At 48.2% G+C, this 25,548-nt stretch carries 24 protein-coding genes; 8 read left to right on the plus strand and 16 right to left on the minus strand.

Features of this window, described 5'->3' with window-relative positions; all coding sequences use genetic code 11:
- Positions 1 to 48 precede the first annotated feature (48 nt).
- From CHH60_RS17065 to CHH60_RS17080, 4 genes are all read right to left on the minus strand, one after another.
- Positions 49 to 1,263 carry an AraC family transcriptional regulator gene (locus CHH60_RS17065; protein ID WP_095360244.1) on the minus strand — a complete coding sequence of 405 codons (1,215 nt, stop codon included), beginning with the start codon at positions 1,261 to 1,263 and terminating at the stop codon, positions 49 to 51.
- Between the two features lie 280 nt (positions 1,264 to 1,543).
- Positions 1,544 to 2,293: a Bax inhibitor-1/YccA family protein gene (locus CHH60_RS17070; protein WP_095360245.1), complete on the minus strand. Its 750-nt coding sequence runs from the start codon at positions 2,291 to 2,293 to the stop codon at positions 1,544 to 1,546.
- Positions 2,294 to 2,548: 255 nt separating this feature from the next.
- Complete coding sequence (locus CHH60_RS17075; RefSeq protein WP_095360246.1) at positions 2,549 to 2,905, minus strand: nucleotide excision repair endonuclease; 357 nt, start codon at positions 2,903 to 2,905, stop codon at positions 2,549 to 2,551.
- Between the two features lie 792 nt (positions 2,906 to 3,697).
- On the minus strand, positions 3,698 to 4,933 hold the full coding sequence (locus CHH60_RS17080; protein WP_095360247.1) for an MFS transporter: 1,236 nt from the start codon (positions 4,931 to 4,933) through the stop codon (positions 3,698 to 3,700).
- A gap of 360 nt (positions 4,934 to 5,293) precedes the next feature.
- Here CHH60_RS17080 and pdxR point away from each other — a divergent pair, with 360 nt between their 5' ends.
- From pdxR to CHH60_RS17095, 3 genes are read left to right on the plus strand one after another with little or no spacing between them, the layout of a single operon-like run.
- The gene (gene pdxR / locus CHH60_RS17085) at positions 5,294 to 6,745 is read left to right on the plus strand and encodes a MocR-like pyridoxine biosynthesis transcription factor PdxR (RefSeq protein ID WP_095360248.1); all 1,452 of its coding nucleotides are present in this window, start codon (positions 5,294 to 5,296) and stop codon (positions 6,743 to 6,745) included.
- Positions 6,746 to 6,777: 32 nt separating this feature from the next.
- Complete coding sequence (locus CHH60_RS17090) at positions 6,778 to 7,698, plus strand: D-alanine--D-alanine ligase (protein ID WP_095360249.1); 921 nt, start codon at positions 6,778 to 6,780, stop codon at positions 7,696 to 7,698.
- The gene (locus CHH60_RS17095) at positions 7,695 to 8,153 is read left to right on the plus strand and encodes a GNAT family N-acetyltransferase (RefSeq protein WP_255247966.1); all 459 of its coding nucleotides are present in this window, start codon (positions 7,695 to 7,697) and stop codon (positions 8,151 to 8,153) included. The genes CHH60_RS17090 and CHH60_RS17095 overlap by 4 nt, the downstream gene beginning before the upstream one ends.
- Positions 8,154 to 8,399: 246 nt before the next feature.
- On the opposite strand, the gene CHH60_RS17100 is transcribed toward CHH60_RS17095, so the two are convergent.
- The 4 genes from CHH60_RS17100 to CHH60_RS17110 all read right to left on the minus strand — a co-directional run bounded on the left by CHH60_RS17100 (position 8,400) and on the right by CHH60_RS17110 (position 12,525).
- Positions 8,400 to 9,875, minus strand: coding sequence for a GNAT family N-acetyltransferase (locus CHH60_RS17100; RefSeq protein ID WP_095360250.1), 1,476 nt, complete (start codon positions 9,873 to 9,875; stop codon positions 8,400 to 8,402).
- A 249-nt stretch (positions 9,876 to 10,124) separates the two neighbouring features.
- The gene (locus CHH60_RS17105; protein ID WP_095360251.1) at positions 10,125 to 11,612 is read right to left on the minus strand and encodes a copper amine oxidase N-terminal domain-containing protein; all 1,488 of its coding nucleotides are present in this window, start codon (positions 11,610 to 11,612) and stop codon (positions 10,125 to 10,127) included.
- A 196-nt stretch (positions 11,613 to 11,808) separates the two neighbouring features.
- A complete protein-coding gene (locus CHH60_RS30275) occupies positions 11,809 to 11,934 on the minus strand; it encodes a hypothetical protein (RefSeq protein WP_255247967.1) in 126 nt (41 codons plus the stop codon).
- Positions 11,935 to 12,057: 123 nt separating this feature from the next.
- Positions 12,058 to 12,525, minus strand: a complete 468-nt coding sequence (locus CHH60_RS17110; RefSeq protein WP_095360252.1) for a YfbM family protein — start codon at positions 12,523 to 12,525, stop codon at positions 12,058 to 12,060.
- Between the two features lie 160 nt (positions 12,526 to 12,685).
- On the opposite strand from CHH60_RS17110, the gene CHH60_RS17115 reads away from it, so the two are divergent.
- The 3 genes from CHH60_RS17115 (at position 12,686) to CHH60_RS17125 (ending at position 15,567) form a co-directional block, all read left to right on the plus strand.
- A complete protein-coding gene (locus tag CHH60_RS17115) occupies positions 12,686 to 13,150 on the plus strand; it encodes a DUF4385 domain-containing protein (protein WP_095360253.1) in 465 nt (154 codons plus the stop codon).
- Positions 13,151 to 13,261: 111 nt separating this feature from the next.
- Positions 13,262 to 15,022: a cellulase family glycosylhydrolase gene (locus CHH60_RS17120; protein ID WP_095360254.1), complete on the plus strand. Its 1,761-nt coding sequence runs from the start codon at positions 13,262 to 13,264 to the stop codon at positions 15,020 to 15,022.
- On the plus strand, positions 15,019 to 15,567 hold the full coding sequence (locus CHH60_RS17125) for a hypothetical protein (RefSeq protein WP_141236961.1): 549 nt from the start codon (positions 15,019 to 15,021) through the stop codon (positions 15,565 to 15,567). The genes CHH60_RS17120 and CHH60_RS17125 overlap by 4 nt, the downstream gene beginning before the upstream one ends.
- A gap of 66 nt (positions 15,568 to 15,633) precedes the next feature.
- Here CHH60_RS17125 and CHH60_RS17130 read toward each other — a convergent pair whose 3' ends face one another.
- Complete coding sequence (locus CHH60_RS17130) at positions 15,634 to 16,428, minus strand: SDR family NAD(P)-dependent oxidoreductase (protein WP_095360256.1); 795 nt, start codon at positions 16,426 to 16,428, stop codon at positions 15,634 to 15,636.
- A 193-nt stretch (positions 16,429 to 16,621) separates the two neighbouring features.
- Between CHH60_RS17130 and CHH60_RS17135 the strand changes: the two genes are divergently transcribed.
- Complete coding sequence (locus tag CHH60_RS17135) at positions 16,622 to 17,281, plus strand: TetR/AcrR family transcriptional regulator (RefSeq protein ID WP_095360257.1); 660 nt, start codon at positions 16,622 to 16,624, stop codon at positions 17,279 to 17,281.
- 118 nt (positions 17,282 to 17,399) lie between these two features.
- Here CHH60_RS17135 and CHH60_RS17140 read toward each other — a convergent pair whose 3' ends face one another.
- The 3 genes from CHH60_RS17140 to CHH60_RS17150 form a co-directional block, all read right to left on the minus strand.
- Positions 17,400 to 18,461, minus strand: a complete 1,062-nt coding sequence (locus tag CHH60_RS17140) for an LLM class flavin-dependent oxidoreductase (RefSeq protein ID WP_095360258.1) — start codon at positions 18,459 to 18,461, stop codon at positions 17,400 to 17,402.
- A 174-nt stretch (positions 18,462 to 18,635) separates the two neighbouring features.
- A complete protein-coding gene (locus CHH60_RS17145; protein WP_095360259.1) occupies positions 18,636 to 19,448 on the minus strand; it encodes a class I SAM-dependent methyltransferase in 813 nt (270 codons plus the stop codon).
- A gap of 419 nt (positions 19,449 to 19,867) precedes the next feature.
- Entirely contained in the window at positions 19,868 to 20,209 is a 342-nt protein-coding gene (locus tag CHH60_RS17150; RefSeq protein ID WP_095290698.1) for a zinc ribbon domain-containing protein YjdM, read from the minus strand.
- A 303-nt stretch (positions 20,210 to 20,512) separates the two neighbouring features.
- Here CHH60_RS17150 and CHH60_RS17155 point away from each other — a divergent pair, with 303 nt between their 5' ends.
- Entirely contained in the window at positions 20,513 to 21,679 is a 1,167-nt protein-coding gene (locus CHH60_RS17155; protein ID WP_255247968.1) for a VanZ family protein, read from the plus strand.
- A 125-nt stretch (positions 21,680 to 21,804) separates the two neighbouring features.
- On the opposite strand, the gene CHH60_RS17160 is transcribed toward CHH60_RS17155, so the two are convergent.
- The 4 genes from CHH60_RS17160 to CHH60_RS17175 all read right to left on the minus strand — a co-directional run bounded on the left by CHH60_RS17160 (position 21,805) and on the right by CHH60_RS17175 (position 25,547).
- Positions 21,805 to 23,265, minus strand: coding sequence for a carboxylesterase/lipase family protein (locus CHH60_RS17160; protein WP_095360260.1), 1,461 nt, complete (start codon positions 23,263 to 23,265; stop codon positions 21,805 to 21,807).
- A 181-nt stretch (positions 23,266 to 23,446) separates the two neighbouring features.
- Positions 23,447 to 24,448: a metallophosphoesterase family protein gene (locus CHH60_RS17165; RefSeq protein WP_095360261.1), complete on the minus strand. Its 1,002-nt coding sequence runs from the start codon at positions 24,446 to 24,448 to the stop codon at positions 23,447 to 23,449.
- Positions 24,448 to 24,783, minus strand: a complete 336-nt coding sequence (locus CHH60_RS17170; protein ID WP_095290695.1) for a DMT family transporter — start codon at positions 24,781 to 24,783, stop codon at positions 24,448 to 24,450. Before CHH60_RS17170 ends, CHH60_RS17165 begins: the two co-directional genes overlap by 1 nt.
- Positions 24,780 to 25,547 carry an HAD family hydrolase gene (locus CHH60_RS17175; protein WP_095360262.1) on the minus strand — a complete coding sequence of 256 codons (768 nt, stop codon included), beginning with the start codon at positions 25,545 to 25,547 and terminating at the stop codon, positions 24,780 to 24,782. The genes CHH60_RS17170 and CHH60_RS17175 overlap by 4 nt, the downstream gene beginning before the upstream one ends.
- Position 25,548: the final 1 nt, after the last annotated feature.

Genomic DNA, 25,548 nt, shown 5'->3' on the forward strand with positions numbered 1-25,548 from the left:
ATAGTTCCCCCTTGATAAACATTCTCATTTAGATAGATGGATTATATGTCATGTCGCTCGTGAATCACCATGGACGTTATCCAGATATATATTTGGACAATATCCCGTGAAAATGAGCAAAGCCTCATCCAGCATCCGCATAACGCCCACTGCAGAGTAATCGAACCAAGGATCCCCAGTGATCAGGTGCGTCTGATACTGACGCACAGCGTTCAGCTGTCTCCATACTGGCGAGTGCTGCAGACTGAGCCAGTAAGCCCGCGATACGGCCTCGGGACATACCATGATCAGGATCCGGTCCGGATTCATTACATTTAATTGTTCCAGCGTCAGCGGTGTATTGGTGCTGGCATCGGGAAAAGTCTCCAGCTGCAATGCACCATAGAGCACCTCCTCAATCCCCGGATTGCTATAGAGATAGAGGCGCTGTCCATATACCCGGATCACAACCACCTTCTCGCATCCCACTTCCTTCTGCACGGATTGCCGCGCTTTCTCTACCCGCTTGTTATATAGATCAATCCACTGTTCTGCCTGTTCCTCCCGTTCCAGGAACGCAGCTATCATGCGCAGCTGTTCACGCCAATCAGTCTGATGCTTGGGTACAAAACAGCAAGGCGCAATCTCGGCAAGTCCAGCTTGGTCTTCTTCACTGAGTTGATCGGTACCAATGATGGCGTCCGGCCGTATGTGCACAAGCCGCTCCACGTTCGCTTCGAATCTCCAGCTGGTATAAGGATCTGTAAGTTTAAGATGGGACTGGATTTCCGTGCGATGCGCGTTATAATAATACGCTGTCCATTTCGGATCGATGGGCGCAGCAATGGGCATGACATTGAGGGCCAGCAGCTGTCCGATGACGCTGGAGGAGCAGGTGGCAATGCGTTTTCTGGCGTTCTTGGCATAATCGGAAGGAGAAACGCCGACTTCCTTTTTGAATTTGCGGCTGAAATAATATTCATCGCTGTATCCGACTCTGAGCGCAATATCACGCAGTTTATATCCGGATTCCTTCAGATAACGCTTGGCCCGGTTAATGCGGAGATCTGTCAGATACTCCATCGCGCTGAGACCGTAGGTTTTTTTGAATAGATCAACAAAATACTTCGGACTGATATTTGCTCTCTGAGCAAGATCGGCAATAGACAATGCTTCATTGTAATGCTCGTCCATATAGGTTTTTACTCCAGCAAGGTCCGTCTTGGGGCTGCGACTCATAACGGGGGCTCGCACAGCACGGTGCAATTCATTCTCCAGTAACATGAGGCCACTCCTCTCGATCTGTTTGATCATCTTAATATGAAGCGTACAGCGTACGTTGAGGTCAGTTTGACTGATTCATCATTTATCGACAATGATAATCATTATCAATTAAAATATCATATTCTTTTCCTCTCAGTCAATCCATATATGGAAATATGTGCACCCGTTTTAGTTCGAATGATCATCGTCATCCATATGTATAAAAAAAAAGCCAACGACGTGACGATGCACGCGTTAGCTCTTGGATTTGATCCGTTATCTCAATTGTTTTTATTCGTTCCTAATCCCGGCTCCGCAGCTTGCTGAGCAGACGTAAAATCTCAATATACAGCCATACCAGGGTAACCATAAGCCCAAATGCGCCGTACCACTCCATATATTTTGGAGCACCCTGTTCAGCACCACTCTCAATAAAGTCAAAATCAAGCACCAGATTCAGTGCCGCCACGATAACGATTACGACAGAAATCCCAATTCCAATCAGACTATTGTCATGCAGATAGGGAACGGTAATACTGAACAATCCCAGCACGAAACTAAGCAGATACATGATCATAATGCCACCGGTTGCCGCTACCACTCCCAGCTTGAAGTTCTCCGTAGCTTTGATCAGTCTCGACTTGTAAGCTACCAGCAGGGCGATGAACACTGCCATGGTCAGCAGAGCAGCCTGCAAGGTGATTCCATTGTACAATGACTCGTAGGTTGCGGAGAGTGCGCCGAGGAACATGCCTTCCGCGATGGCATAGACGGGAACCAGATAGGGTGCTGCCACAGGTTTGAACGAGATAATCAATGCCAGAATAAATCCGACGATGGCACCTCCGATGGCGAGAGGAAGCACTTCCTGACCGTTAAAAAACATCATCCATGTCGCAAATGCACTGCCGAGCAGGATCACCAGCGTAATGAATGATTTGTTCACTGTGCCGTTAATCGTCATGTAACGCTGGTACCGGTCATCTCCATAACCACCGGCATTTTCAAATGTACTGTCCTTGAGTGTGGGGTTACCACTGCGTCCGATCAAAACAATCACCTCTTCTATGTATTGGGTCAATCTTTAAAACCAATCTTTACGTTCTTCATGTTCTACTACATTTCCAGTGATCTGCTATTCATATCTTTTATCTTTCTATGTTCAAGTACAGACTTGGATGCAATCGGTCGATCACATCCTTATCCAACGTTACAACCCTGTAGGACATATGTCCCAGGGGTAAAACCTTTTTTTAGCTTGATACAGGCAAATGCTAGTTGTTGCTGTAGTGACTAGGCAGAAGACTTAGTTGTAGAACACTTTGTCTACATTGTATTTCGCACGCATCGTATTAATGATATAGGTCTCATAAATTTCACGGTCTACGGCATCTTCCACCAGACAAACTTCAATGGTCGCCACTTCTTCCCGGTGGTTCTTCATTGGAGAAACGGTATCCTCAAAATGCTTCTTGATCCGCGGTCTCAATTTTCGTGCTTTCCCGACAAATAACAGCTCACCATCGGCATTGTAAAACATGAAGATTCCACCCTTTTCACGCGTGATCAGGTGAAAATCGGTGAAACCGTAGATGTGGCTAAGCTGCGGGTTTTCCTGCTTGGTGATGGTTACATCCGGTGTTGGTACGGTAATCTGAATCATTAGGTTCACTTCCTCATTATCTATAGGCTTACATCCTATCATACATTATTACAGGAAACCATTTCATTCTATAAGATGCACAATTCACGCTATTTTCAACTATTACGACAATAATTTCAAAAAAAAGGTTAACTTCCCTGATTCAAAGTGGTACTATAGGGGTATGAGGAAGAAATTGGGCACTAAGACATATGTCTTTATATCTACTTCAGTCTATTGTACCCTATGAATCATGATCTTTTTCATACTGTATTCTGTAATGTGCGCACCACAACAAGAGGACAGTTAGCACGTATTGCAAGTCTGTAGCTTTAGGATTCATCATCAATACGACCCTTGCAGCAAGCAAAAGTAGAAAGAGATTCATTGTAGATTGTAACGTAGAAAGAGAAGTAGATGTAGAAGTACGAAGTGGATTTGAATTAGAAAGCCTGCAATTCCAGTCAGCAAGGAACAACTAGATCCACATAGAAGAACCGATAGCTATCGATCCTAGAAAAGAGAAGAATGGTCATGCCATGCAATCTTAGTAAGTCATAACTTCATAACAGCAGATCTATATAGAATTGGATCAAGCTACACCCACAGCCCGGCACGAAGCCAGGGCTTTTTTACGTTGTCCTCCTTAAACCATGTATAACAACCTCCGTATACTCGACCCAAACCTCATTGAGTCTTGAGTTCGCAGTATATTTAAAAGGAAAAAAAAGAGACGCCGACCAAGCGGCACCTCTTAAACTGTTCCAGAAAAATTCATATATACGAGACGATAGCAGAGAGCCCCAGATTCCCTTACAAATGGGCTTTCTCCCTCCCCCGACTCAAATATATCATTAAAAACACAAACGCAGCAGCAAAAGAAGCCGTAATGATCCAGATCGGAATCCGTGGATCGAGCGCATACGCCCAGCCTCCCACGATACCGGCCGGGGAAGTAAGCAGCAGGATCACGACGGAAAGCATCGAGAATACCTTCGCTCTTTTTTCGTCATCGATCGCATTCTGGACGGCCGCTTCGAGGTACGGCGAGCTGATCATCAATCCGACGGCGGCAAGCACGGTACTCAAACCAATCCAGACCAGATTCGACGTTGGCCACAGCACCAGCATTACGTTCGAAAGCATGGACAGCGCGAAGCCCGCCATCATGGAGCGCGTTTCGCCTTCGGCCGGAATCTTCGGCATGATAAGCCACAGCGCGAGCAGCATAATAATAGAAGAAACGGCGGGAACGAGCGAGATCAGTCCGCTATCCACTTTCAGATAGTCAGCCAGATACAACGAAAGATAGGTCGTTTTAAGCGTCATTTGGAAGTTGAACAGGATATAAACAACGAAGATGAGCATCAGGCTGCGGCTGGCGAACAGGTCTCGGATCGCGCCGCTGTAATCGATCAAACTCTTTTTGAGCCCGAGTTCCTTCGTCTCTTTCATTTTCCGATAGCCCATTTCCGTTTCCTTCGTGGTCAGGTGCCGCCCGATGAACTGGAAGGTCATCAGCACCGAACACAGCACATACATGATCCGTGTGCCGTCCACCAGTCCATAATAATCGACCAGCAGACCGCCGAGTGGAGCGAACAAACCGCCGACGACGCCGATGATTTGAAGCAGCGTGAAAACGTAAGTCCGATCCTTTTTCGGGGTATCCTCGACAATCAAGCAATAAAAGGCTACATGCGGAACCCGCTGAAGCCCGTTGATGAATGTCGCAATGACGAAGAACCAGATGTTTTGCGAAAAGGCAAAGATCAGCATCGCTACGCTCCAACTAAGCACGTCGAAGATGAGGATGGCGCGCTTGCGTCCCATTCGGTCGGTCAGATACCCGCTCATGAATGATGACAGCACCTGCACGATTAGCCCGAGCGTGGTAATCCAGCCAATATTGGTCTCGGTAACGCCCAGCTCATACATGTACAGCGTAGCGTAAGTCGCCATCATGCTGTACGGAATCAGGAAAAACGGTTCGAAAGCGAGGCAGCCTCGGCTGTTGCCGCGAAGTCTCGGGAAAAGCATTCTTGCCATGCGGGATATCCTCCGGTGTCGTCATAGTAAATTTAAAGCGTTTTCGGTCATACTAAAATATAGGTTACTATAGAAAAAGCAAGAAAAATAGAGCCATTGAAAAAGAAATTAACGGGATGATAAGCGGCCGGGAAACACTCCTTCCGTCGAAGCCTTACTTTGCGACTCGTCACGAAAAACGTCTCGCCGGATCGGTGACGTCCTCATTCGGCGGAAATAGGTCATCGGAAAGCTCATACGCTTTGATGCTTTTTTACATTTGCATGGATATATAACCACCTCGTGACGGAATCAGAGGTATCGTGGTTCTTTCTGTGAGGTTTATAATATGGCAAGATAGCAAACAGAGGGAGTGATGGGATGTATTCCGATCTGCAACTGACGGAGGACCGCCCTGTATATATACAAGTCAAAGATTATATGAAGCGATTGATGCTCAAAGGCGGACTGCAGGCAAAGCAAAAGCTGCCTTCCACACGTGAACTCAGTACACTGATGAAGGTTAGCCGCAGCACCGTCCTGCTTGCTTATGCCGAGCTTGAAGAAGAAGGTCTGATCTATGCGGTGAAAGGCAAAGGGAACTACGTCAGCCCCATGATTGAAACGCCTGAGCCAACCAATGGCTGGCAGTTGGATTGGAAGAGCCGCGTAAGCGACTATGCGATCCAGGCGGAACAATACGACCTGATGAAACATGGTTCCGGTGCAGAACGTGGCGAGATCTCGTTTACCAGTATTGCCCCGGATGAAAAGCTGTTTGATCTGCATAATGTGAAACGGGCATTCCTTGATCGCATGTCTCTCGAAGGCGAAGTGCTGCTGAACTACGGATATGCACAAGGCTACCGTCCTTTGATGAACTATCTGCTCCGGTACATGGAGAACAAGGGCGTTGACCTGACCGGCAAGGATATTCTTATTACCAACGGATTCACGGAAGGCTTCGATCTGGTGCTTGGTGCCTTGCGCAGACAAAGCGGCAGAGCTCTATGCGAGAACCCTACCCATCATACGGCAATCAAAAATCTGAAGCTTCATGAGTTCAACCTCACAGGCGTGGACATGGAGCCGGACGGACTCAATCTGCAGCAGTTGGAACATGAACTGGTCACAAGTTCGTATGATCTGGCCTATTTGGTACCTTCTTATCACAATCCAACCGGAACGGTGACTTCTCCTGCCAAACGTGCAGAGATTATCCGGTTAATGAATCAATACGAAGTGCCTATTATTGAGGACGGGTTCAATGAGGAACTGCGTTATTCCGGTTCCCACGTCTCCCCTCTCATCGCTAGTGCGGGCAAGGGCAATGGACTGGTCTATCTGGGCAGCTTCTCCAAAGTACTCTTTCCCGGGCTGCGGGTAGGCTGGGTCATTGCAGATGCAGCACTGATTGATTATTTGGAAAGCATGAAACGGGCCCGCAGCATTCACACCTCAACACTGGACCAATCCCTGCTCTACCAATACTTGAGCAACGGTAATTTTGAGAAGTATCTGAAGCGGGCCCGCACGGAATATAAGCGGAAATATGAACTGGTCGTGCGCTGCTTGCGCAAGCATCTGCCCATGTGCCAGATCTCCGGCGAGGGCGGTTTGCATTTGTTTGTGCAATTTCCTCCGGGATACCGAACCCGGGAATTGCTGGCTGCCTGCAAGGCGAAGGGTGTGACCTTCACGCCAGGCGATACTTTTTATCTGGAACCAGGTCAGGGGTTAAATACGATGCGCTTGGGCTTCTCCAGGGTCAGCGATGAGAATATTCGCAAAGGTATCCGTATCATTGGTGAGACCGCGACTCAGTTGAGCTGAAACGGCCGAATAACAACATGGGAGGATTACACATGAAGGTTGGCGTGATTATGGGCGGTACATCTTCCGAGCGGGATATTTCCCTGCTCACCGGACAGGAGATGATTGCCCATCTGGACAGAGATAAATATGAGGTCATTCCGATTGAGCTAAGCAGCAAACGGGATCTGATCGACAAATCAGCGGGTATTGATGTGGCCTTACTCGCGCTGCATGGCAAATACGGCGAAGACGGTACAGTTCAAGGGACCCTGGAGTCGCTTGGCATTCCATACACCGGTTGCGGCGTCTTGTCCAGCAGTGTATGTATGGATAAGGATATGTCCAAACAGCTCATGCACCATGCGGGCATACCTACTGGAGCGTGGGTGCAGGTGAACCATCTGGAAGAACTGTCATCTACGGCGGTGCAGCAGTTGATGTATCCCGTCGTTGTGAAGCCCAACTCAGGCGGCTCCAGCATTGGCACCCAGGTTGTTCAAGAGCCTTCATCTCTTCAAGCTGCGGTTGAAGCCGCACTTAAATGGGATGACACGGTCATGATTGAACAATATATCGCAGGGGATGAAATTACCTGTGCCATTGTAGATGGCAGGATGCTCCCGATCATCTCCATTCGTTCAAGCGCCGAGTTCTTCGATTACAGTTCCAAATATAATGACGGCGGTGCCGAAGAACAGGTGATTCAGCTCCCTGCCGACATCCACAAGCGCGTGGAAGATGCCGCACTTGCCTGTTACCGTGTGCTGAAATGCAGCGTCTATGCCCGCGTAGATATGATCATCCGTGATGGCATGCCTTATGTGCTCGAAGTCAACACGCTTCCAGGTCTTACCCGTAACAGTCTGCTGCCCAAAAGTGCAGCTGCTGCAGGCATTTCCTTTACGGAGCTGCTGGATACCATCATTGAACTCTCACTGAAGGAACGAAATAAGGAGGCACAGCTATCATGAGCCAGGATGTAACAATACGCAGCAGTTCAACGGAAGATCTGCAGGATATGGTCATTCTCATGGACCAACTGGGCTATCCCACGACGTATGCTGAAATGCAGGAGCGTTATGCCCACATTGCGGCTGATGCAAATTTTAATACGTTCGTCGCCGAAGTTCGTGGACGTGTGGTCGGATTGATTGGCATGCAGACCTCTTACCTGTATGAGAAAAACGGTCAGCACTGCCGCATCCTGGCACTCATCGTGCATGACCAGTTCAGAGGCACCGGGATAGGCCGTCAGCTGATTCTGGCAGCAGAGCAATGGGCCGCCAGCCAAGGCATAGACTCGCTCTCCTTGAACAGCGGTAACCGTCCCGACCGTGAAGCAGCTCATGAGTTCTATCGGCAGATGGGCTTTACCGCAGGGAGCACTGGATTCAGCAAAAAGCCGCAGGCTCTTCAGCATGCCTAATATTCGATCATACTAATAAAAGCGCCTGTCCCCAACAACTTGCTGGGAACAGGCGCTTTCTGATGACGGAGATTGCACTTCATATTGGGCAGACTGTGCATCCGACATAAGCGATCTGGTTTGGCACGGCATGAATGCCGCCTACAAAGGAAGTGTTAACAATGTAGCCTTCTCCCTTTTTTTCATCACAGGTAGTAATGCTTCAATCCGTAAAATACACCTGATATCGATAACCTTGGCAATGATTCACCTTTCTTCTTTCAGGGAATCGTAGGCTGCAAACAGGTCTTCTATGGCAACTCCATTGATTTTCATCCCTTCGACTTGACACTGTTCCAGCCGAACCCCTGTAAGATCGCAATGGAGGAAGCGGCTACCCCCAAGATCGCAGTGCGCCCAGTTCATGGGCACTTTATTCACCCCAAGATGGGTATCACGAAATTGCACACCATCCATAGCCACAAATTCAACGCTACTATTGGTTAATCTCAGATCGGCAAGCAGCACTTCAGTCATATTGAGATTGGTAAATTTGCTGCGAGTCATATTACAGTCTGTTATTCTGCTATCAGCCAGATTGCTGGAACTGAATCTCGTCCCTTCCAGGTTTGCCTGATAGAATTCAGCTTTCAGCTCATCTGTACCAACCTGCGGAGATCCAGCCAGATAGGGCTGAGTACTCGTCTTGGATAATCTTTTCTCGTATCCGTACTCATCAGTCGATGCATACGTACGGACATAACCAGCTTTTTCGTAAAAGTGATGATTACCAGGCTGCCTCCCCGAGGTCTCCAGCTTCCATACTTCAATCTGGGGATACTCGGCTTCAATGAGCTCTAGGACCTGAGATCCTAAGCCAAGTCCCTGGCTAACCGGGTCGATGAATATTTTGTCCAGTCTTGCATGTTTATGTCCAAGCACATTAATGCTAACTCCTCCAATGGGGCATCCGTTCAATTCCACAACATAATAATCCCACTCACGAAGGACGTAATTGTGGAGACGGATTGAAGAATAATTAGGCGGACACAGGTTGCTGTCCAAATCTCCCTCTCCCTTGGACCAAATCCTCATCGCATGCTCGAACGCACGCTTGCAGATTTCAGCGAGTACAGTATCATCCTCTTGTCTCGCACGGCGGAGCCGAATCACGAATTGATTTTTCATTAAATTTGCCTGCTCAGTTTGTTCCTTATTTTTGAACCGTTCAAAATAATCATAGTCTGCTCCGTCAGTAAGTCTCCTGCGGGTAACATAACGAAATCCTTTACGCTCAAGCACCTTGCGAGATGGCACGTTGAACGGCTTCACAATGCCAACAATTCGATTCAGCTGGGTATGCTCGAACAAATACGTCGTCAGGGCGTGCACGGCTTCCGTAATGTACCCTCTATTCCGGTAACCCTTGGAGAGGGCGTAGGCCATTTCACGGTCACTGCTGTCCAGCATGTCATTCGGGAAAACGCCACACCAGCCGATAATACGCTGATCCTCGTTATGCTCAACAGCCAACATAATACGTACATCTGCCGGGTTAAATCGCTCGTAGCTGCCCACGACAAACTGCAGGAAATCACGCAATTGTTCCTCGTTCATCTTCCAATCAGGAAGGATATCTGTAATCTCAGGTTGCTGGGTAAACATACGTAATACGGCCTGGTCTTCCAGCGAGAATGGACGCAGGGTAATGTTCTGGCATTGGATGATAAGTTGACTTTTCATATATAACACCTCTGGGGATTTATTGGGGATGACACGACAAAAAGGAGCACCTCCAATAGAGGCACTCCCCGATTCGTTTCATCATTTCAGAAACGCCGAAGCTCCTCGTAATGGGTAAAAAAGGACACACGTATCCCGTAAACGTTCTAACGGATTTTTACGCGCTGTACTCTTCTCAACCATTACAAGGAATCTGGCATACTCTGAAATCCCCTCTCGCACATACAAATGTCGTACAGATGTTATAACTTATGGCCGATCGATAAAGATCCAGCCGGTTTCTTTTTCCTTATCCACGGTTGCGCCAAGAGACTCTGCCATGAAGCGCAGTGGAACGTAAGTCTTACCGTTTTTGCCCACATAGGCGGATTCAACCATGGTTACTTCCTTGCCTGCCACCGTTGCATTCTTGGAACCCACAGTCAGGACAATTTCATTGCCCGTAATATCGTCAGTAACAACGATGGTATCTGATCCCTTGGTCCATTTCACTTCAGCATCCAATTCCTCGGACAGGTAACGAAGAGGAACGAATGTTGTGTTTTTCACTGTAATGGCACCGTAGACCTCATCTTCCGGATACAGCATAATGCTCTTCCGAGTGATACCGGCTTCGTCTTTCAGCAGCTGGTACACGACGGAATTCGAATCAAAGTTGCGAAGCATCTGTCCAGGAGTGATGTCTTGCTTCATCAGATCGATTACGCCACCTGTTGTATCAACCGCATCCACGGTTACCGCCCCACCGATATTCCACTGCTCGCTGTCTGCGTATAGAGTCACGGATTGCAAAGGCAGATCCTCGGAGGCAGGCAGTGCCACTTTCAACTCAGCATTTTGCTTACGGATGTTCAGCGCACTGTCGAGATAGAAATCGAGTTTAAACGTTGTATCTGTGCCAAATACCGTCTTCAGCTCAGGTACCTCATTCAACAATTCGTTCAGCCCTTGATCATAGTTAACCAGAAGCTCGTCGAGTCCTGCCTTGATCATCGGGTACATGGTGGCAACAGCTGCCTCTTTGGATTCTGGCATCAAGGAGGTCATGGCTCCTGCGTCCACTTCTTCCACCTGATTCATTGCTGTCAGCAGTGGATAGAACACCTCATATAGATCGCCGATCAGATCCTTGAGTCCTTGCTCATCTTGGGCAACACTTGTCAGGAACGGTTTAACCATGGCAAGAATCTCTTCTCCAGTGATCTCCATATGGAGCTTGGAGAGGCTGAGGGACTCACCGTTCACCGATTCCTGTACAGGCGTAACAGAGATATTTTTCGGATTGGACAGATGCTTCAGGACAAAGGAAAGCAATTTGGGAGAGAGCTCCTCGATCTGCTTTTCCAGAGCCTTGGTGTCCATCATCGGAAGTGTTTGCGCGCCTTCCAGAGCCTCAAGTGATATGTACAGCGGCTTCTGCGCACCGTCCAGGTCGATCACCATTTGGGTTTCATCCATGGAAAGGTGGAAAGGAAGTTTGGTTCCTTGGAAACTCACCGAGCCTTGGATTGATGCCGTTTGGGCATCCTTCACTTTGGCATTCTCAATGTCCAGCGATACGGAATTAATAAGTTCAATCATTTCGTTGTCTTTCTCGGTAGCGAATTCTTTAGCCGGCTCTATGTTAATGTGCATGGATTGTTTAGATTCACCGGATTTTACGTTTGTACTGTTGGCCATGGCTTTACCAATATCCACCCCACCAACAGCCTGACATCCCGTAAGCGCCACCATCATCAAAACGAGTGGTACGGCGATCCACTTGGCTAACCTTCGATTTTTGATACGATCTCCTCCTTAGGAAAAATGTGGTTCATTCCTATTATGAGGCCATCAGGTAAATGTTGTAAACCACTGGATCGTAAAAACGCCAAAAAAGGCCGGAAATGTGTCCGACCTTTGGATAAGAATTTATTTTAGACGACCTCGTACATTACTCTTTGGTTTCCTCTTCAACCTCTTCAGTCGGTTCATTGTCCTCTGTCGTTACAGGGGTTTCAAATGGATCCGGCTCGTCGTCTTGAATGGCTTTGTTCTCTTCATTCTGGTCCTGTGTCATACCGCAATCCCTCTCTTCTACCGGATTTCGTGATAATCATCATCAAGGCAATCGCCTTATTTTTATCAATAACCCGAACCGAAGCAGCTTAAACATGAAGGAGCGTCACCTTTACGAACCATTTCAGAAAATATAAAAGACAATTCCATTCCCGGCGGCTGCTGTTGCCTGATATAGAGCCTGAACGTCATTCATTGTTTGAACGATCTCTGTGAACGTCTCATCTGCATTCCAGCCTTCCATGACCGGATAGACGCCTTTCGTAATCATTTGGTCCAGGTCAAAACGTACCTTCAGTTCATCGGGGTCTAGCTGCTCCAGAGCCATATAGGCTTCCAGCACCTGTTCGTTGGAGAGCAGAAACAGATCCATGTCCGAATAATTCCCCAAATATTGTTCCCCTGACATCGGCACCACATATCCGAGAGGCGGCTCTCCGTCCACCAGGTTACCAGTTAAGGTGAACTGAAGCATCTGCCACGTTTTATCAATATCCAGATCAACGGAACAGTCATGCACACTTATTTCGCCTGACTTGATCGATTCAATCAACTCGTCTGTCACCACAAGATATCTGCCGGACATTCCCATATCATGATCCCTCCTATGGTTTTACTCCTCTGTCCCCCATTAACCGTGTATGTTCCAAAAGAATCGGGGTAAAAAGAGGTAGAAGTTATATTACTATTACAGAATTCCATGTTCAAGCATGGCAATACCATACATGTTATCTCAAGGAGGGACCACACCGATGAAAAAGTTCGATTACACCTTGAATTACGAAGAGCTCGATTTGCGCAAACATCCAGAGCTATATACCGTCGGACGGGGGGAGCAGGGGGTGCTGATGGTGGAACCCTACAAGAGCGAGATTCTGCCCTATTGGCGTTTTAAAACACCCGAGATCGCGACCGAATCATCGGAGAAGATCTACGAGCTTTTTTTGGAATATAAGAAAAAGGATGATTTCGTTGGCATGGATATGGCGCGCAAGTATCTGCAGATGGGATATACACGGGCCCGGAGATATACAAACCATAAAGGTGGACGCAAATATTCGAAAGAGGACGGTTCAATTCTTCCCTATCAAAATGACAAAGTGAAAGCGGAAGCTGCAGCCATCTTCAAGGCACAGTGGGAGATTGCCAAGACTGATCCCGATTATATTGAAATGAAGAAGCAGCATCGCGATAAGTACGAATCGGAGAACGAATAGGCACTTGGGTAAAAAATACATGGCTCATCCCGATACTCCTTTTGATATAATGCTTTACGTCGATCTATAGGACGAAAACATAATGAGATCACTCAAGCTAAAGGAGCCTCCATGAAATTACCTAGTCGCCCTATCTCCATCACACTGACATGCATCGCGATGTATCTGTTCATCCTGCTGCCATTACCTGCGTCTGCAGCCCAATCCGAGCTTGCGAGACAGCGTGAAATGACCGCCTTCGGTCCACTGCAAACAGTTGTGGATCAGATGCAGCCCGGATGGAACCTCGGCAACTCATTGGATACGGTAGGCCCCGATGAAACCTACTGGGGGAATCCACGCGTTACTCCGGAATTAATCGAAAACATTGCCGCTCAAGGATTCAAAAGTATACGAATCCCCGTTACTTGGGTCCAGCATATTGGTGCCGCCCCGGATTACCGGATAGGTCCTGCTTACATGGCACGGGTCCAGGAAGTGATCAAATGGGCACTGGATGCCAATCTGTACGTCGTGTTGGATCTCCATCATGATTCTTATCTCTGGATCAGTCAGCTGGAAACGGATCATGACCAGGTACTCGCTCGTTACACAGCAGTGTGGACCCAAATTGCGAATCAATTCAAGGATGCTCCACTGAGGCTGATGTTCGAAAGTGTGAATGAACCGCGCTTCAATCGTGGAATCACTCAGGCGGGTGATATGGGAGCAGGAAGCAATATCGATGAGCCAAGGCAGCTTGCCCTTTTGCATGAATTAAACACGGCGTTTGTGAAGCTGATTCGCAGCACAGGTGGCAATAACGAAGAGCGCCCACTTCTGCTGCCTACACTTGAGGGTTCACCGACACAGGCAAGGCTGAACAGTTTGAGGCATACCATCACTGAACTGAAAGACAAAAACCTGATTGCCACCGTGCATTACTATGGTTACTGGCCATTTAGCGTTAATATCGCAGGACACACCACGTTTGATACCGATACCAAGAATGATGCGGCCAACACGTTTAACAATATGTACAGGACACTCGTCACGCAGGGAATTCCGGTCATTCTTGGCGAGTACGGACTTCTGGGATTCGATAAACATACGGATGTTATTGAACAGGGCGAGAAGCTAAAATATTTCGAATTCATCGGGCATGAGCTGAAGGACAAAAAGATCGCGTCCATATTGTGGGACAATGGCCAGCATCTGAACCGGGAGACGTATGTGTGGTCCGATCCGGCTCTATTCGAGATGATTCAGGCAAGCTGGACAGGCCGTTCTGCTATTGGAGATCGTGATCTGCTGTACCTGAGACAAGGCTACCCCATTCAGGATACGGAGCTGACAGTCAAGTTAAATGGAACCAAACTCGTATCGCTCTATGCGGGTGAGCAGCTGTTGAAACAAAACGCAGACTATTCATTCAGCGGGAGTACGTTGGTTATCCAAGCAGATGCATTATCCCGTATGGTTAGCAAGGGCGACCAGCTCGGCAAACAGGCCATCATCACGGCGAAGTTCAATCAAGGCGCAGACTGGACATGGAAGCTCGTCGTATCGGCCAAGCCCGAGCTGGAGAATGCATTCGGTACTACAGAGGCTTTCTCCATCCCAACGCTCTTTCATGGCGATCAACTCGCTACCATGGAGGCCGTCTATTCCTCTGGAGAGTTTACTGCTCCGCAGAACTGGACTCCTTACAAAGAATTCCTGACTACATTTGCACCTTCTTATGAAACAAATCAACTGATTCTGCAGCCGGAATGGCTCAATGAACTGCATATTGGGCAGATTGATCTGGCCTTCCATTTCTGGAGCGGTGAGGTCATTCACTATACGCTGTTCAAAAGCGGGAACCAGATAACAGGGAAGGCACTTCATTGATGAACCGTACAGCCAGGCGTAGAATGGACAGCATGGTATGTCTGAGAGCGGGAAGTTCGCAAGGCTGTGAAGAAGGTGATGACATGTTATGGGTAATTGGGGTCCTCGGTATCGTTCTACATACGCTGTGCACGACAGGAGCCGGTGTAGGAATGGTGATAGGCTTCGTTTTTTTCCTGGTTGGTTTCGGGGAGATGAAGAACAAGTCACGTAACCTCAGAAGTCTACTGCTGAGCAAGGATACGCTGATGATCGTGGGAACGATGGGTGTTGTGCTTGTTTATTTTCTTCTCTCCTACTGGAACCTGAAGATGATTGGTGATGCAACCTTTCCGGGTCTGCTGGGTTCCACGATCAGGGAAATCTCCGTGAGACAGCTGCTAACTGCAGCAGTCTTGTACGCGTTCTGGACAATAATCAGCTTATACTGGATGCTTCCGAAAGTATTCAGCTTTGATGGATTAGGGCTGAAAGTTCAGCTGATTGCACTCGGTGCAGCAGGAGCCAGCATTCTATATGGCATTATTAAAATGGTTATGACATAAACGCTGACAGCAAGGATGTTTGCTGCCAGCGTTTTTTCTATCGATTCAGGCCTGTGCCCTTTGTGCTTATCCATTCTGAGGACGCGGAGTCAGCATTCCTCCAACCACTCGCAGGATCTGTCTGCGTGGTAAAACACGGGCCAATTGAGCCGTCCAGTAATTCGATGCACCCGGCACAGCGTAGGGCTTACCCGATTTCAATGCCTTCATCGCCACTTCTACCACATGCTCAGGCGTATCCCGTTTTCCAACAGAGGCTTCTTCGGCGTTTACAACATCAAAGAAGGACGTCTCTGTCGCACCGGGACATATGGCCAAAAAGCGAACTCCACGCCGTCTATTCTCTTCGTATAATGCTTCTGTGAAGGAAAGAACGAATGATTTGGTTGCCCCGTATACAGCCATAAACGGATCAGGCTGAAAGGCTGCCGTGGAAGAGACATTGATCACCGTTCCATTGCGCGTTTGCAGCATTGCCGGCAGGAATAGATGGGTCATGTTTGTTACAGCCAGTACATTAAGCAAGATCTCCTCCTGCTGGCGCAAGCCATCCACCTGTTCAAACCACCCATGTGTTGCAAAGCCTGCATTATTGATTAAGGTATCCACACGTATGCCCCGATTTTTGCATTCATCATAGATCTGCTGTGGTGCATTCACTTCAGAGAGATCTGCTACGATGACCTCTGCTCTCACTTTATATGTTCGTTCTATGCGTTCTGCCAGCTGCTTCAGTTTTGCTTCCGATCTGGCCACAAGCACGACATGATGTCCCTTTGAAGCCATTTCCAATGCAAAAGCCTGTCCGATACCCGAGGAAGCTCCAGTGACTAGTGCCCATTGATTTTGAATTTTTCTCATTTTTCATCCGCCTTTTATACAGTCGTTTTTTATTGGAAACATTGTTTCCTAATAAAAACATAGTATCTTCCTTTTTTGATCCTGTCAATTCACATTTGGAAAATTGACGATATCAGGCACGAAACAGTAGAATACTCATAAGAAACGCAGTTTCCGTTAGAAAACAAATATAACGCTACGAGGATGAACATAAATGAAAGATCACTCATCAAAATCTAAGGAGTCGATTCATACGGTAACGACTTTTCAGGAAGCAAGACTCCAGCATTCCGAAAATCTGCGACAAAATATTGTGCATGCTGCTGCTGCACTATTACAGGAACACGGGCCTGAAGCGGTTACGGTACGACGTGTGGCAGAACGGATGGAGTGCTCCACCAAGATCATCTATAACCTTTTTGGCAAGAAAGAAGGGTTGGCCAAATATCTCTATTTGGAGGGTTGCATACTCCTGTCTCAGTCTTTTGAGGCCGTGCCGCAGCAAACTTCATACCAACAGCATTTTCGCGCGCTTGCCTACGCCTACTGGGATTTTGGCATGACGCAATCCAGCTTCTATCAGCTGATGTTTGGTGGATCATTTGCCGAGTTCAAACCGGATGCAGAGAGTCTGGAGGGAACCGCAACCGCGATGAAGCAGCTCATTAATTTGGTAGAAGCAGCAAGTAAGCAGGAGATGCTTCAGGAAAAGGATTCACTGCTTGCCGTTCAAATGATCTGGGCCCCCCTGCATGGTGTAATTCATCTGTACCTGGGAGGCCACTTGGAGAGTGAAGCTGCCGCCAAAAATCTCTATGATCATACGCTGTCCATGATTGTTCAATCTCTCTTTGGAACAAACACCAAAAAATAATTATTGTCCATAATACAAAAAAGGAGTGAGGCCCAGCTTGATATGCTGAGTCTCAACTCCTTTTTTTATGTTAAAACAATCAATATTCTAATTTCTCTAATCGGGCGAACGGGCAGAATTAACGCGCTTCACCATTCTCCGCTTCCCAACGTGCAATTTCATTGCGAACGATTGGAGCAACCTCTTTACCAAGCAATTCAATGGCTCTCATCACCTCATTATGCGGCATTGTGCCGAGAGGGGTGTGCAGCATGAAACGAGTGATGCCGACTTCCTTGCGCAGGTAAATAATCTTTTGAGCAACAGTCTCTACGTCACCAACGTACAGTGCGCCTTCAAGACTGCGTGCAGCATCAAATGTTGCACGGCTGTAGTGTCCCCAGCCACGTTCACGGCCCAGTATGTTCATGACAGCCTGTGCTGGCGGGAAGAATTTCTCAACCGCCTCATCCATCGTATCCGCGATAAAACCGTGAGAGTGTGATGCCACTGTCAGTTTGGAAGCATCATGCCCTGCATGGGCTGCAGCCTTTTTGTACAACTCTACCAGTGGAGCAAATTGAACCGGACGACCACCGATAATCGCGAGTACCAGCGGCAGACCGAGCAGACCTGCGCGGACAACCGATTCCTGATTACCGCCACTTCCGATCCATACCGGCAGCTTCTCCTGTACCGGGCGCGGATAGATGCCCAGGTTGTTGAAGGAAGGACGATGCTTGCCTTCCCAGGTTACCTTTTCCGAATCACGAAGCTTAAGCAGCAGATCCAGTTTCTCATCGAATAACTCGTCGTAGTCGTTCAGATCATAGCCGAAAAGAGGGAAGGACTCGATAAACGAACCCCGGCCCGCCATAATCTCCGCACGTCCATTCGAGATGCCGTCCAGCGTTGCAAAATCCTGAAATACCCGTACCGGATCATCCGAAGACAGTACAGTCACGGCACTGGTCAGCCTGATGCGCTTGGTCTGTGAAGCTGCTGCTGCCAAAATCACTGCCGGGGATGATGCTGCATAGTCAGCACGATGATGCTCCCCTACGCCGTATACATCCAGACCGACCTCGTCAGCCAGGACAATCTCTTCTACTACATCACGAATACGCTGTGCGTGACTTATGAGTTCTCCGGTTTTCACATCTGGATTGGTCTCGACAAAGGTACTAATTCCGATTTCCATGTTCTGTTCCTCCCTGTTTATGAAGCGATCCGTCGTTCATCTAACCTATTGTAAGTAGATCACCTTTTGTTATGTATCTTAATATTGAACTATTTTGAAGAAAAACACAAGAGCCCTCTTTCTCCAGAGGGCATGATTTTGACATATTATTCTCTATTTCTGTGACATTCATGATTATTTCTTGGTCCCGATATACAGCAGGTGAGAGGAAATCCCCAGAATTGTAGGATCTTCTGCCTTCTCAATCATGAATTGGATTAACTCCTCATGCTCCCCGCGCTCTTTCCAATACTGCTGCTGTTCTGCTGTGAGCATGGCCCCCAGGCTGGATGATCCAATCAAATTCACCGTTTCGAATCCGTGCTGCTCCATGAATGGTTGAATATCCTGAATGTTAAAATAATAAGCCCCTGTGAATCGGCCCTGATCCTGATGGTCGAATGTCCCCTTTTCCACAAAAGCACGAATGGCACCCATATGATCATTCGGTTTCCAGTGCTGGGGAGACTGCAGCGAGTTAATGGCCATTCGCATTCGGCTCTGCATCGCGATGTACACCATGCCGCCTCGCTTCGTTACCCGGTGTAGTTCCCTTACAGCCGCCACCCGGTCCTGTTCAGTCTGGAGATGATACAGCGGCCCCAGCATCAGCGATGCATCGTATGTATCGTCAGCCAGCCCCTCAAGACGGGTTGCATCCAGTACATGGAATCCCTCGAACTGCTTCGTCAGATCATACTCCTTAGCCTTCTGCCTAGCGATATCCACGGAAACAGGTGTCAAGTCTGACAAGGTTACTCGGTAGCCATCCCTCGCAAGCTCCATCGCGTATTTCCCTGGCCCTGCGCCATTATCCAGAACAAGTCCAGCTGCAGGAAGATGTGCCCTGATGTAATGCATGTTAATGATGAACTCCAGCGGTTCCCGCTCCAATCTTCCCCACTCGTCAAACCCGGAATAATAGTCAATAATGCGTTCTCTTGTCATTCACCCGACACCTGCCTTTTTTCCTTTAGGGTCAAAAAATGCAAAAAACCTGCCACCTCAACTAAGAGGCGACAGGTATAACCTTCGCGGTACCACTCTTCTTCATCCATGAACCATTAATGACAGATCTCTCTGTATCTACTGGACCACAGAAACTCAGGAACCTGATGACGGGAGTTAGCCGTCAGGATCTAATCTCAGTCCGTCTGAATGACTGCTGCTCAATCCTGCCGCTCACAGGCGAGTTGGGGATAGGTTGGACTGCCTTGCACCATACGGCAGTTCTCTGAGCCAGCCTTAGTCCTTAGTACTCCTGATCATTGCGTTTGCCTGTTAAATTTCAGACAGTATATACCATCCATATATTCCCTGTCAATTCTTCTCAGATGCTTCGTTCATGAAATACACTATGTAACCTTCTAGATCTTTTTCACAAATTCGGACTTCAGCTTCATCGCACCCAAACTATCGATTTTGCAGTCGATATCATGGTCACCGTCAATCAAACGGATATTTTTTACTTTGGTTCCTTGTTTGACAACCAGTGAGCTTCCTTTCACCTTCAGATCCTTAATGACTGTCACGGTGTCTCCATCATTCAGAACATTGCCGTTCGAGTCACGTACGACTTTAGTTTCTTCTGCACGCTCGGTTTCGGATTCCAACGTCCACTCATGTGCACATTCCGGGCATACCAGCAGATTACCGTCCTCGTATGTGTATTCGGAATTGCATTTGGGGCAGTTAGGTAAATTGGACATATTGTTTAAACTCTCCATTCCTTTTTTGGGCTTCTCGCAAGTATACGGGATTCCTCATGTTCCTTCCAGCGAATGGATCACGTTAAATCCATGTTGTCCCCCATTCTGCGTTCGGTTAATGGAATTTAAACGAAATTTAAGGTTCACCTCTCCTTACTTTAAAACGCATCCTATACGATATACCTATCCGGGAGAGTTTCCCGTGACATATCCATATTCAGATTCTGGTTCGTGTTAATTGCATATTCGCTTCCGGGTTCAGCCCGTCCATGAAATATATTTTTTCAAAAGGAGTTTCTTGTCATGTCCATGCCCATGTCTTCTTATGTTTTCCCTGTACAAACAGCTTTCTTTATTTTCGTGATCATCGCCATGTTTTTACTTGTTCCGTGGCTCATTTATGGTTATCGCAAAGACGGATTTTTCAGCTGGTCACGCTTTGCCATCAGTTTTTCGTTCATCTTTTATATTCTCGCTGCATATTGTCTCGTCATCCTGCCCTTTCCGACGACCCGCAATACGTGTGCCCAGCAGGCAGCCGATACCGTATATTACAATCTCGTTCCCTTCACTTTTGTCAAAGATATTATGAAAGAAACACCGATTGTATGGTCCCAGCCGTCCACCTATATGGGGATGATTCAAGGCAGGGCTTTTCTGCAAATTCTGTTTAACGTTCTGCTGCTCATGCCTCTGGGTATGTATATCCGGTACTTTTTCCAAAAGAGATCCTACTGGAAATATGCCCTGCTTGGTGGATTTGGTCTTTCCCTGTTTTTTGAGATTACGCAAATTACCGGATTCTACGGCTATTACGACTGCCCTTATCGACTGTTTGATGTCGATGACCTGCTGTCGAATACGTCAGGAGCGGTACTTGGATTCTTCGCAGCACCGATCCTGCTTGCCCTATTCCCGTCACGTGCCAGCATTCAGGCGAAAAGTGAGCAGATTGTGGAGCAAAACCAAGTGTTCCCGATCCCTCAGCTGCTTGCACTCATCATCGACGGTGTTGTGGTGGTATTCCTATCGAATCTGCTCTCAATCTTTAGTCTATCCAGCGCCAATGTCATTAACAGTGCAGCCAATACAACCATCGCGATGCTCATTGTATTGTTTATCATTCCGAGTGTTCGGGATGGCAAAACGCCAGGCTCCGCCCTTATGCGCTTCCGGTATGTTCATAGGCAGACAGGGGAACCATCCATGCCGTCGCTGTTTAAACGCTGGCTTGCGCTTTATATGCCATGGCTCATTTTTACCATGATCCGACTTATCAACGATTATGCCTTTGTCAATAATGACTCGGTGCTTGAACCGTATAAAGTGTGGATTTCGATTGGGATGATCGGTCTCTATATGCTCATGTTCGGAGCACTCTTCATTCACGTCATATTGGTACTCTTCTCTAGAGGTAGCCGTTCATTCTATTGTGATCATGTATCCAATATCAGAGCTTCCCGTAAGTGAATTGGGCAGTACATCGGACACTTTGGTCAGCAGCAGTGTATTGAATGGACAAAAGAAGGCGTCTTCCATTAAGCATGACGGAAGACGCCTTTGATCTGTATATGATGACACTGTAATTCGCTCGTTTAAACGCCCAGCAGTTCCCGCTTGGATGACTCTGGGTCATGCGCAAGTTCAATTTCATGATTGAAGATCAACGTCGCGCGATTCTCCTCATAAGGAGGCCAGTTTACACCAGCCGTTTCCGGACGGCCATTCTTGGCAAAGGAAATCCAGGCATCCTGCACCTTGCCCGCCAGTTCTGTAGCGGCTGCATCCGGTTCGGCGTTCATGGATTTCAACGCATGCAGTGTGTTAAAAGCAAAGAAGATATCAATGCTGTGGATCGACTTTCTCAGCAGTGGGTGTTCTGGCATGACCCAATCGAACCGGTACATCCACACCGGGGCATATTTCTGTTGAGCAGTTGCGTATTGAAGCGCCGAGCGCCAGAAGAACAGATCGGTCATCACCTGAGCCTGTCCGTCTGCCGTTTTGGGATAGCTGTCTGCAATCGCAGCACGATTCTCCAGATCCGGTGTCATGAAATCGACGGCCTGTACCATATCGATCTCTTCCGAATAAGGGACATGCGGCTGAATGAACAGCGCACCTTCATGCAGGGTGGTTCCAATCAATACTGGGATGCCTTGGGCAGCTCCCGCACGTATAGCCTCAAGTGGAGATTGTGGAAGCGTTACACCGTCCAGCACGGGCTGGAACAACAAAGCCATGGCAGCACCGCTATGTTTTTTGACCGTTTCGCCAGCAGCAAGGATCTGCTCCGCCGGGATATCTTTCAGCTTATGCAGATCATCCTGGGTTACGCCCAGAACCTTCAATACACCGTTCCGGATCTCGGCAGCCTGCTCTGCAGGCATGAACTGTGATGCTCCGCTTTGCATAATAGCACGGTGGAACAAGCCCTTGGCCGCCGGCATGGCCATCAATGCAGCAATGCTCATACTACCGGCCGATTCGCCGAATACAGTAACATTGCTCGCATCACCGCCAAAGGCTGCGATATTGTCCTGCACCCACTGCAGGGCAGCAACCTGATCCAGCAGGCCAACGTTGGTTGCAAACCCTTCCCCAAGTGGAGCCATATGCATGAATCCAAGAGGACCGAGACGATAGTTAATCGTCACAACGATAACATCGCCACGCAGCACCAGCTGGGTTCCATCATACAGGGGCTGGCTTCCCGCACCCGAAGTGAATGAACCTCCATGAATCCATACCATAACGGGGAGAGGATGTTGGCTTTCTTTTTCCGGTGCCCAGATGTTCAGATACAGACTGTCCTCCGACTCCGCAGGAGGCTCTCCGAATATCCCTTCTGCTTGATGATGTCTTGGCTGTATATTTTCAGGTCCGAACTGCTTCGCTTCCCTGACTCCACCCCACGATTCAGGCGGAATCGGGGCTTGAAAGCGCAATTCGCCCACTGGCGGTTTGGCATAAGGGATGCCTTTCCATACACTCGCTCCATGCAGATGTTCTCCCTCAACTGTACCGTACCGTGTGTTAACTTGAAGTTCTCTCATGCGGCGTATACATCCTCTCTACTATCAAATGTTATACATACTATTGAGTATAGAGCCCCGCCAGACCAATTTACAAGTTTACCCAAAAAAGGCCGGGGTCGAGACGTTTCACGTGGAACTTTTATGTACACAACGAAAACTCCGCCAAGTCTTTGGGCGAAGTCTTCTATGCTCTGCTAACCTACAAGTCGACCTGTACTTTCACCGGATATAGGATCGTGTACTCTGCACCCTCAATCCATGTTCCCGTTAAATAGTCACGTCCTCTGACAACAACCTGATCGGTATACACATCCACCTGCAAACCCTGACTGCCCTCGAGATGCTCATCCTCATCCGTCCACAAGTACGCTACGGAAGCGGCATTAAACATCGTTGGCGAATGACCACCACCTTCGTACATGGTGCGCGGTGCCTCCAGCTGCCAATGAGTATGCCCCGAGAACAAAATTGCCTGAGGATAGCGACTTAAGATGGCCTTCACTTCAGCATCCTGGTTCACGCCAAACCATCCCTGATCTTTCATCGAACCCGCTACTGTATCCATCAGCGGCTGGTGCAAAAAGACAAAGATCGGCCGATCAGGCGATGCCTGTTCGGATAATACTGCCTCCAGCCAATTCAGCTGTTCTGCAGACATATCGCAGTCCTTCGGATGGGGCTGCTCCGAACCCAAAAAGATATAATGATAACCTTCAATCCAATGGTCATGATAGGAACCCTTCATACCTGTGATGGCCCTGAACTCATTTAATCGTTTCTCCCAGATCCCTTCCGTCGTTATTAGGGCATCTGAAGTTTCATTCTCCTCTTCCCTCATCTGATCTACATGGCCCAACACTTCACTGACCTCATGAGATGTCATTGTAGTTAGATTAATCGGGGGATCCTGCCAGAGGATGGCTCCTATATCATGATTGCCTACGGTATAACGTATCTCAGGTAGCACATTCCGGTACATGTCCAGAATACGCTCCAGTTCCTTGTATTCTTCCGGCAAACCGCGATCCGTTACATCGCCTACATGCATGATTCCGCTGCTGCCCTTGGCATACGATGTAATGTCGGCTAATGCCTTCTCCAGATGACGGTTGTAGATATGATCAGCTTGATCTCTCACATGGGTGTCCGTGATGACCTGGAAGCTGAATAGCGGTTGATCACGTTGTTGTTCATTTTCCATCAGGAATCACTCCATTTCAGTCCAATAATGCCAATCAGGATAAAGCCCATCCACACGACAGACATTGCCTTCAGGCGTTCACCCAGAAAATAATGGCCTACAACTCCGATCAGCGTAATGCCTACCCCCGACCAGATTGCATAGGCAACCCCTAGAGGCATATACTTCACTGCAAAATTCAGCAAGGTAAAGCTTGCTCCATAACAGACAAACATCAGAATGGAAGGCCACAGGCGGGTAAACCCATCCGAAACTCGCATCAGAATCGTACCGCTCAGTTCCAGTCCAATGGCCAGCGCGAGCAATATCCATCCTGTATAGGCATGGCTCGTCATCCAGTCACACCAACTTCGAGCAGTTCATGAAATGACCGTACCGTCAGGTCGGAGAGTCGGATCTGTTCAGGATCACCTACGGCAATCTTCCATGCTACCCTTGCAGAGCGTGCCATTTCCATATCCCCGTCCGTATCCCCAATCACAACAGATTTGCTAACCGAGACACCCATGCGCTCACAGGCCAGCAATAACATGTCAGGAAACGGCTTACCCCGTCCAACCTGATCTGTTCCCACAACTACGGAGAAAAAGGACTCGATACCCATCCACTGCAGATGACGCAGAGCACTCTCCGTCTCATCTGCAGTAACTACACCCATCTTCAAACCTTTGTCTCGGCATTGCTCCAAAAATGCACGCACTCCCGGAAGGGGCTGGACGGGACGTGCCTTATTCATGGCATATTCCGCCTGCAACAGACACTCCCTTACGATGATTTTGGCTTCTGCCCAGCTCAACCCTGCACGGTACCCATGCCACGTCAGTACGGCATAAACTTCCTCCATCGTTCCCATGGCAAGGGGCCCCCGTACATCATATCCATTCATCCGGCCTTGCTCGTCATGGCGTGTCCCCCAAATATGGGGGATCTCATCCTCAGCGAACGGAAGGCCACGTACGGCGAGCTCTTCCCTGAAATTCTCCATTACACAATCTGTCCAGAACCCCCACATCACCGTAAAATCCAGCAGGGTTCCATCCTTGTCAAACAGAATGGCCTCAATCGGGGTAGACAGGTTTCCCAAGTTTAATTCAGACATC

The sequence above is a fragment of the Paenibacillus sp. 7523-1 genome (genome assembly GCF_002276415.1).
In the GTDB taxonomy this organism is placed as follows: Bacteria; Bacillota; Bacilli; order Paenibacillales; family Paenibacillaceae; genus Paenibacillus; species Paenibacillus illinoisensis_A.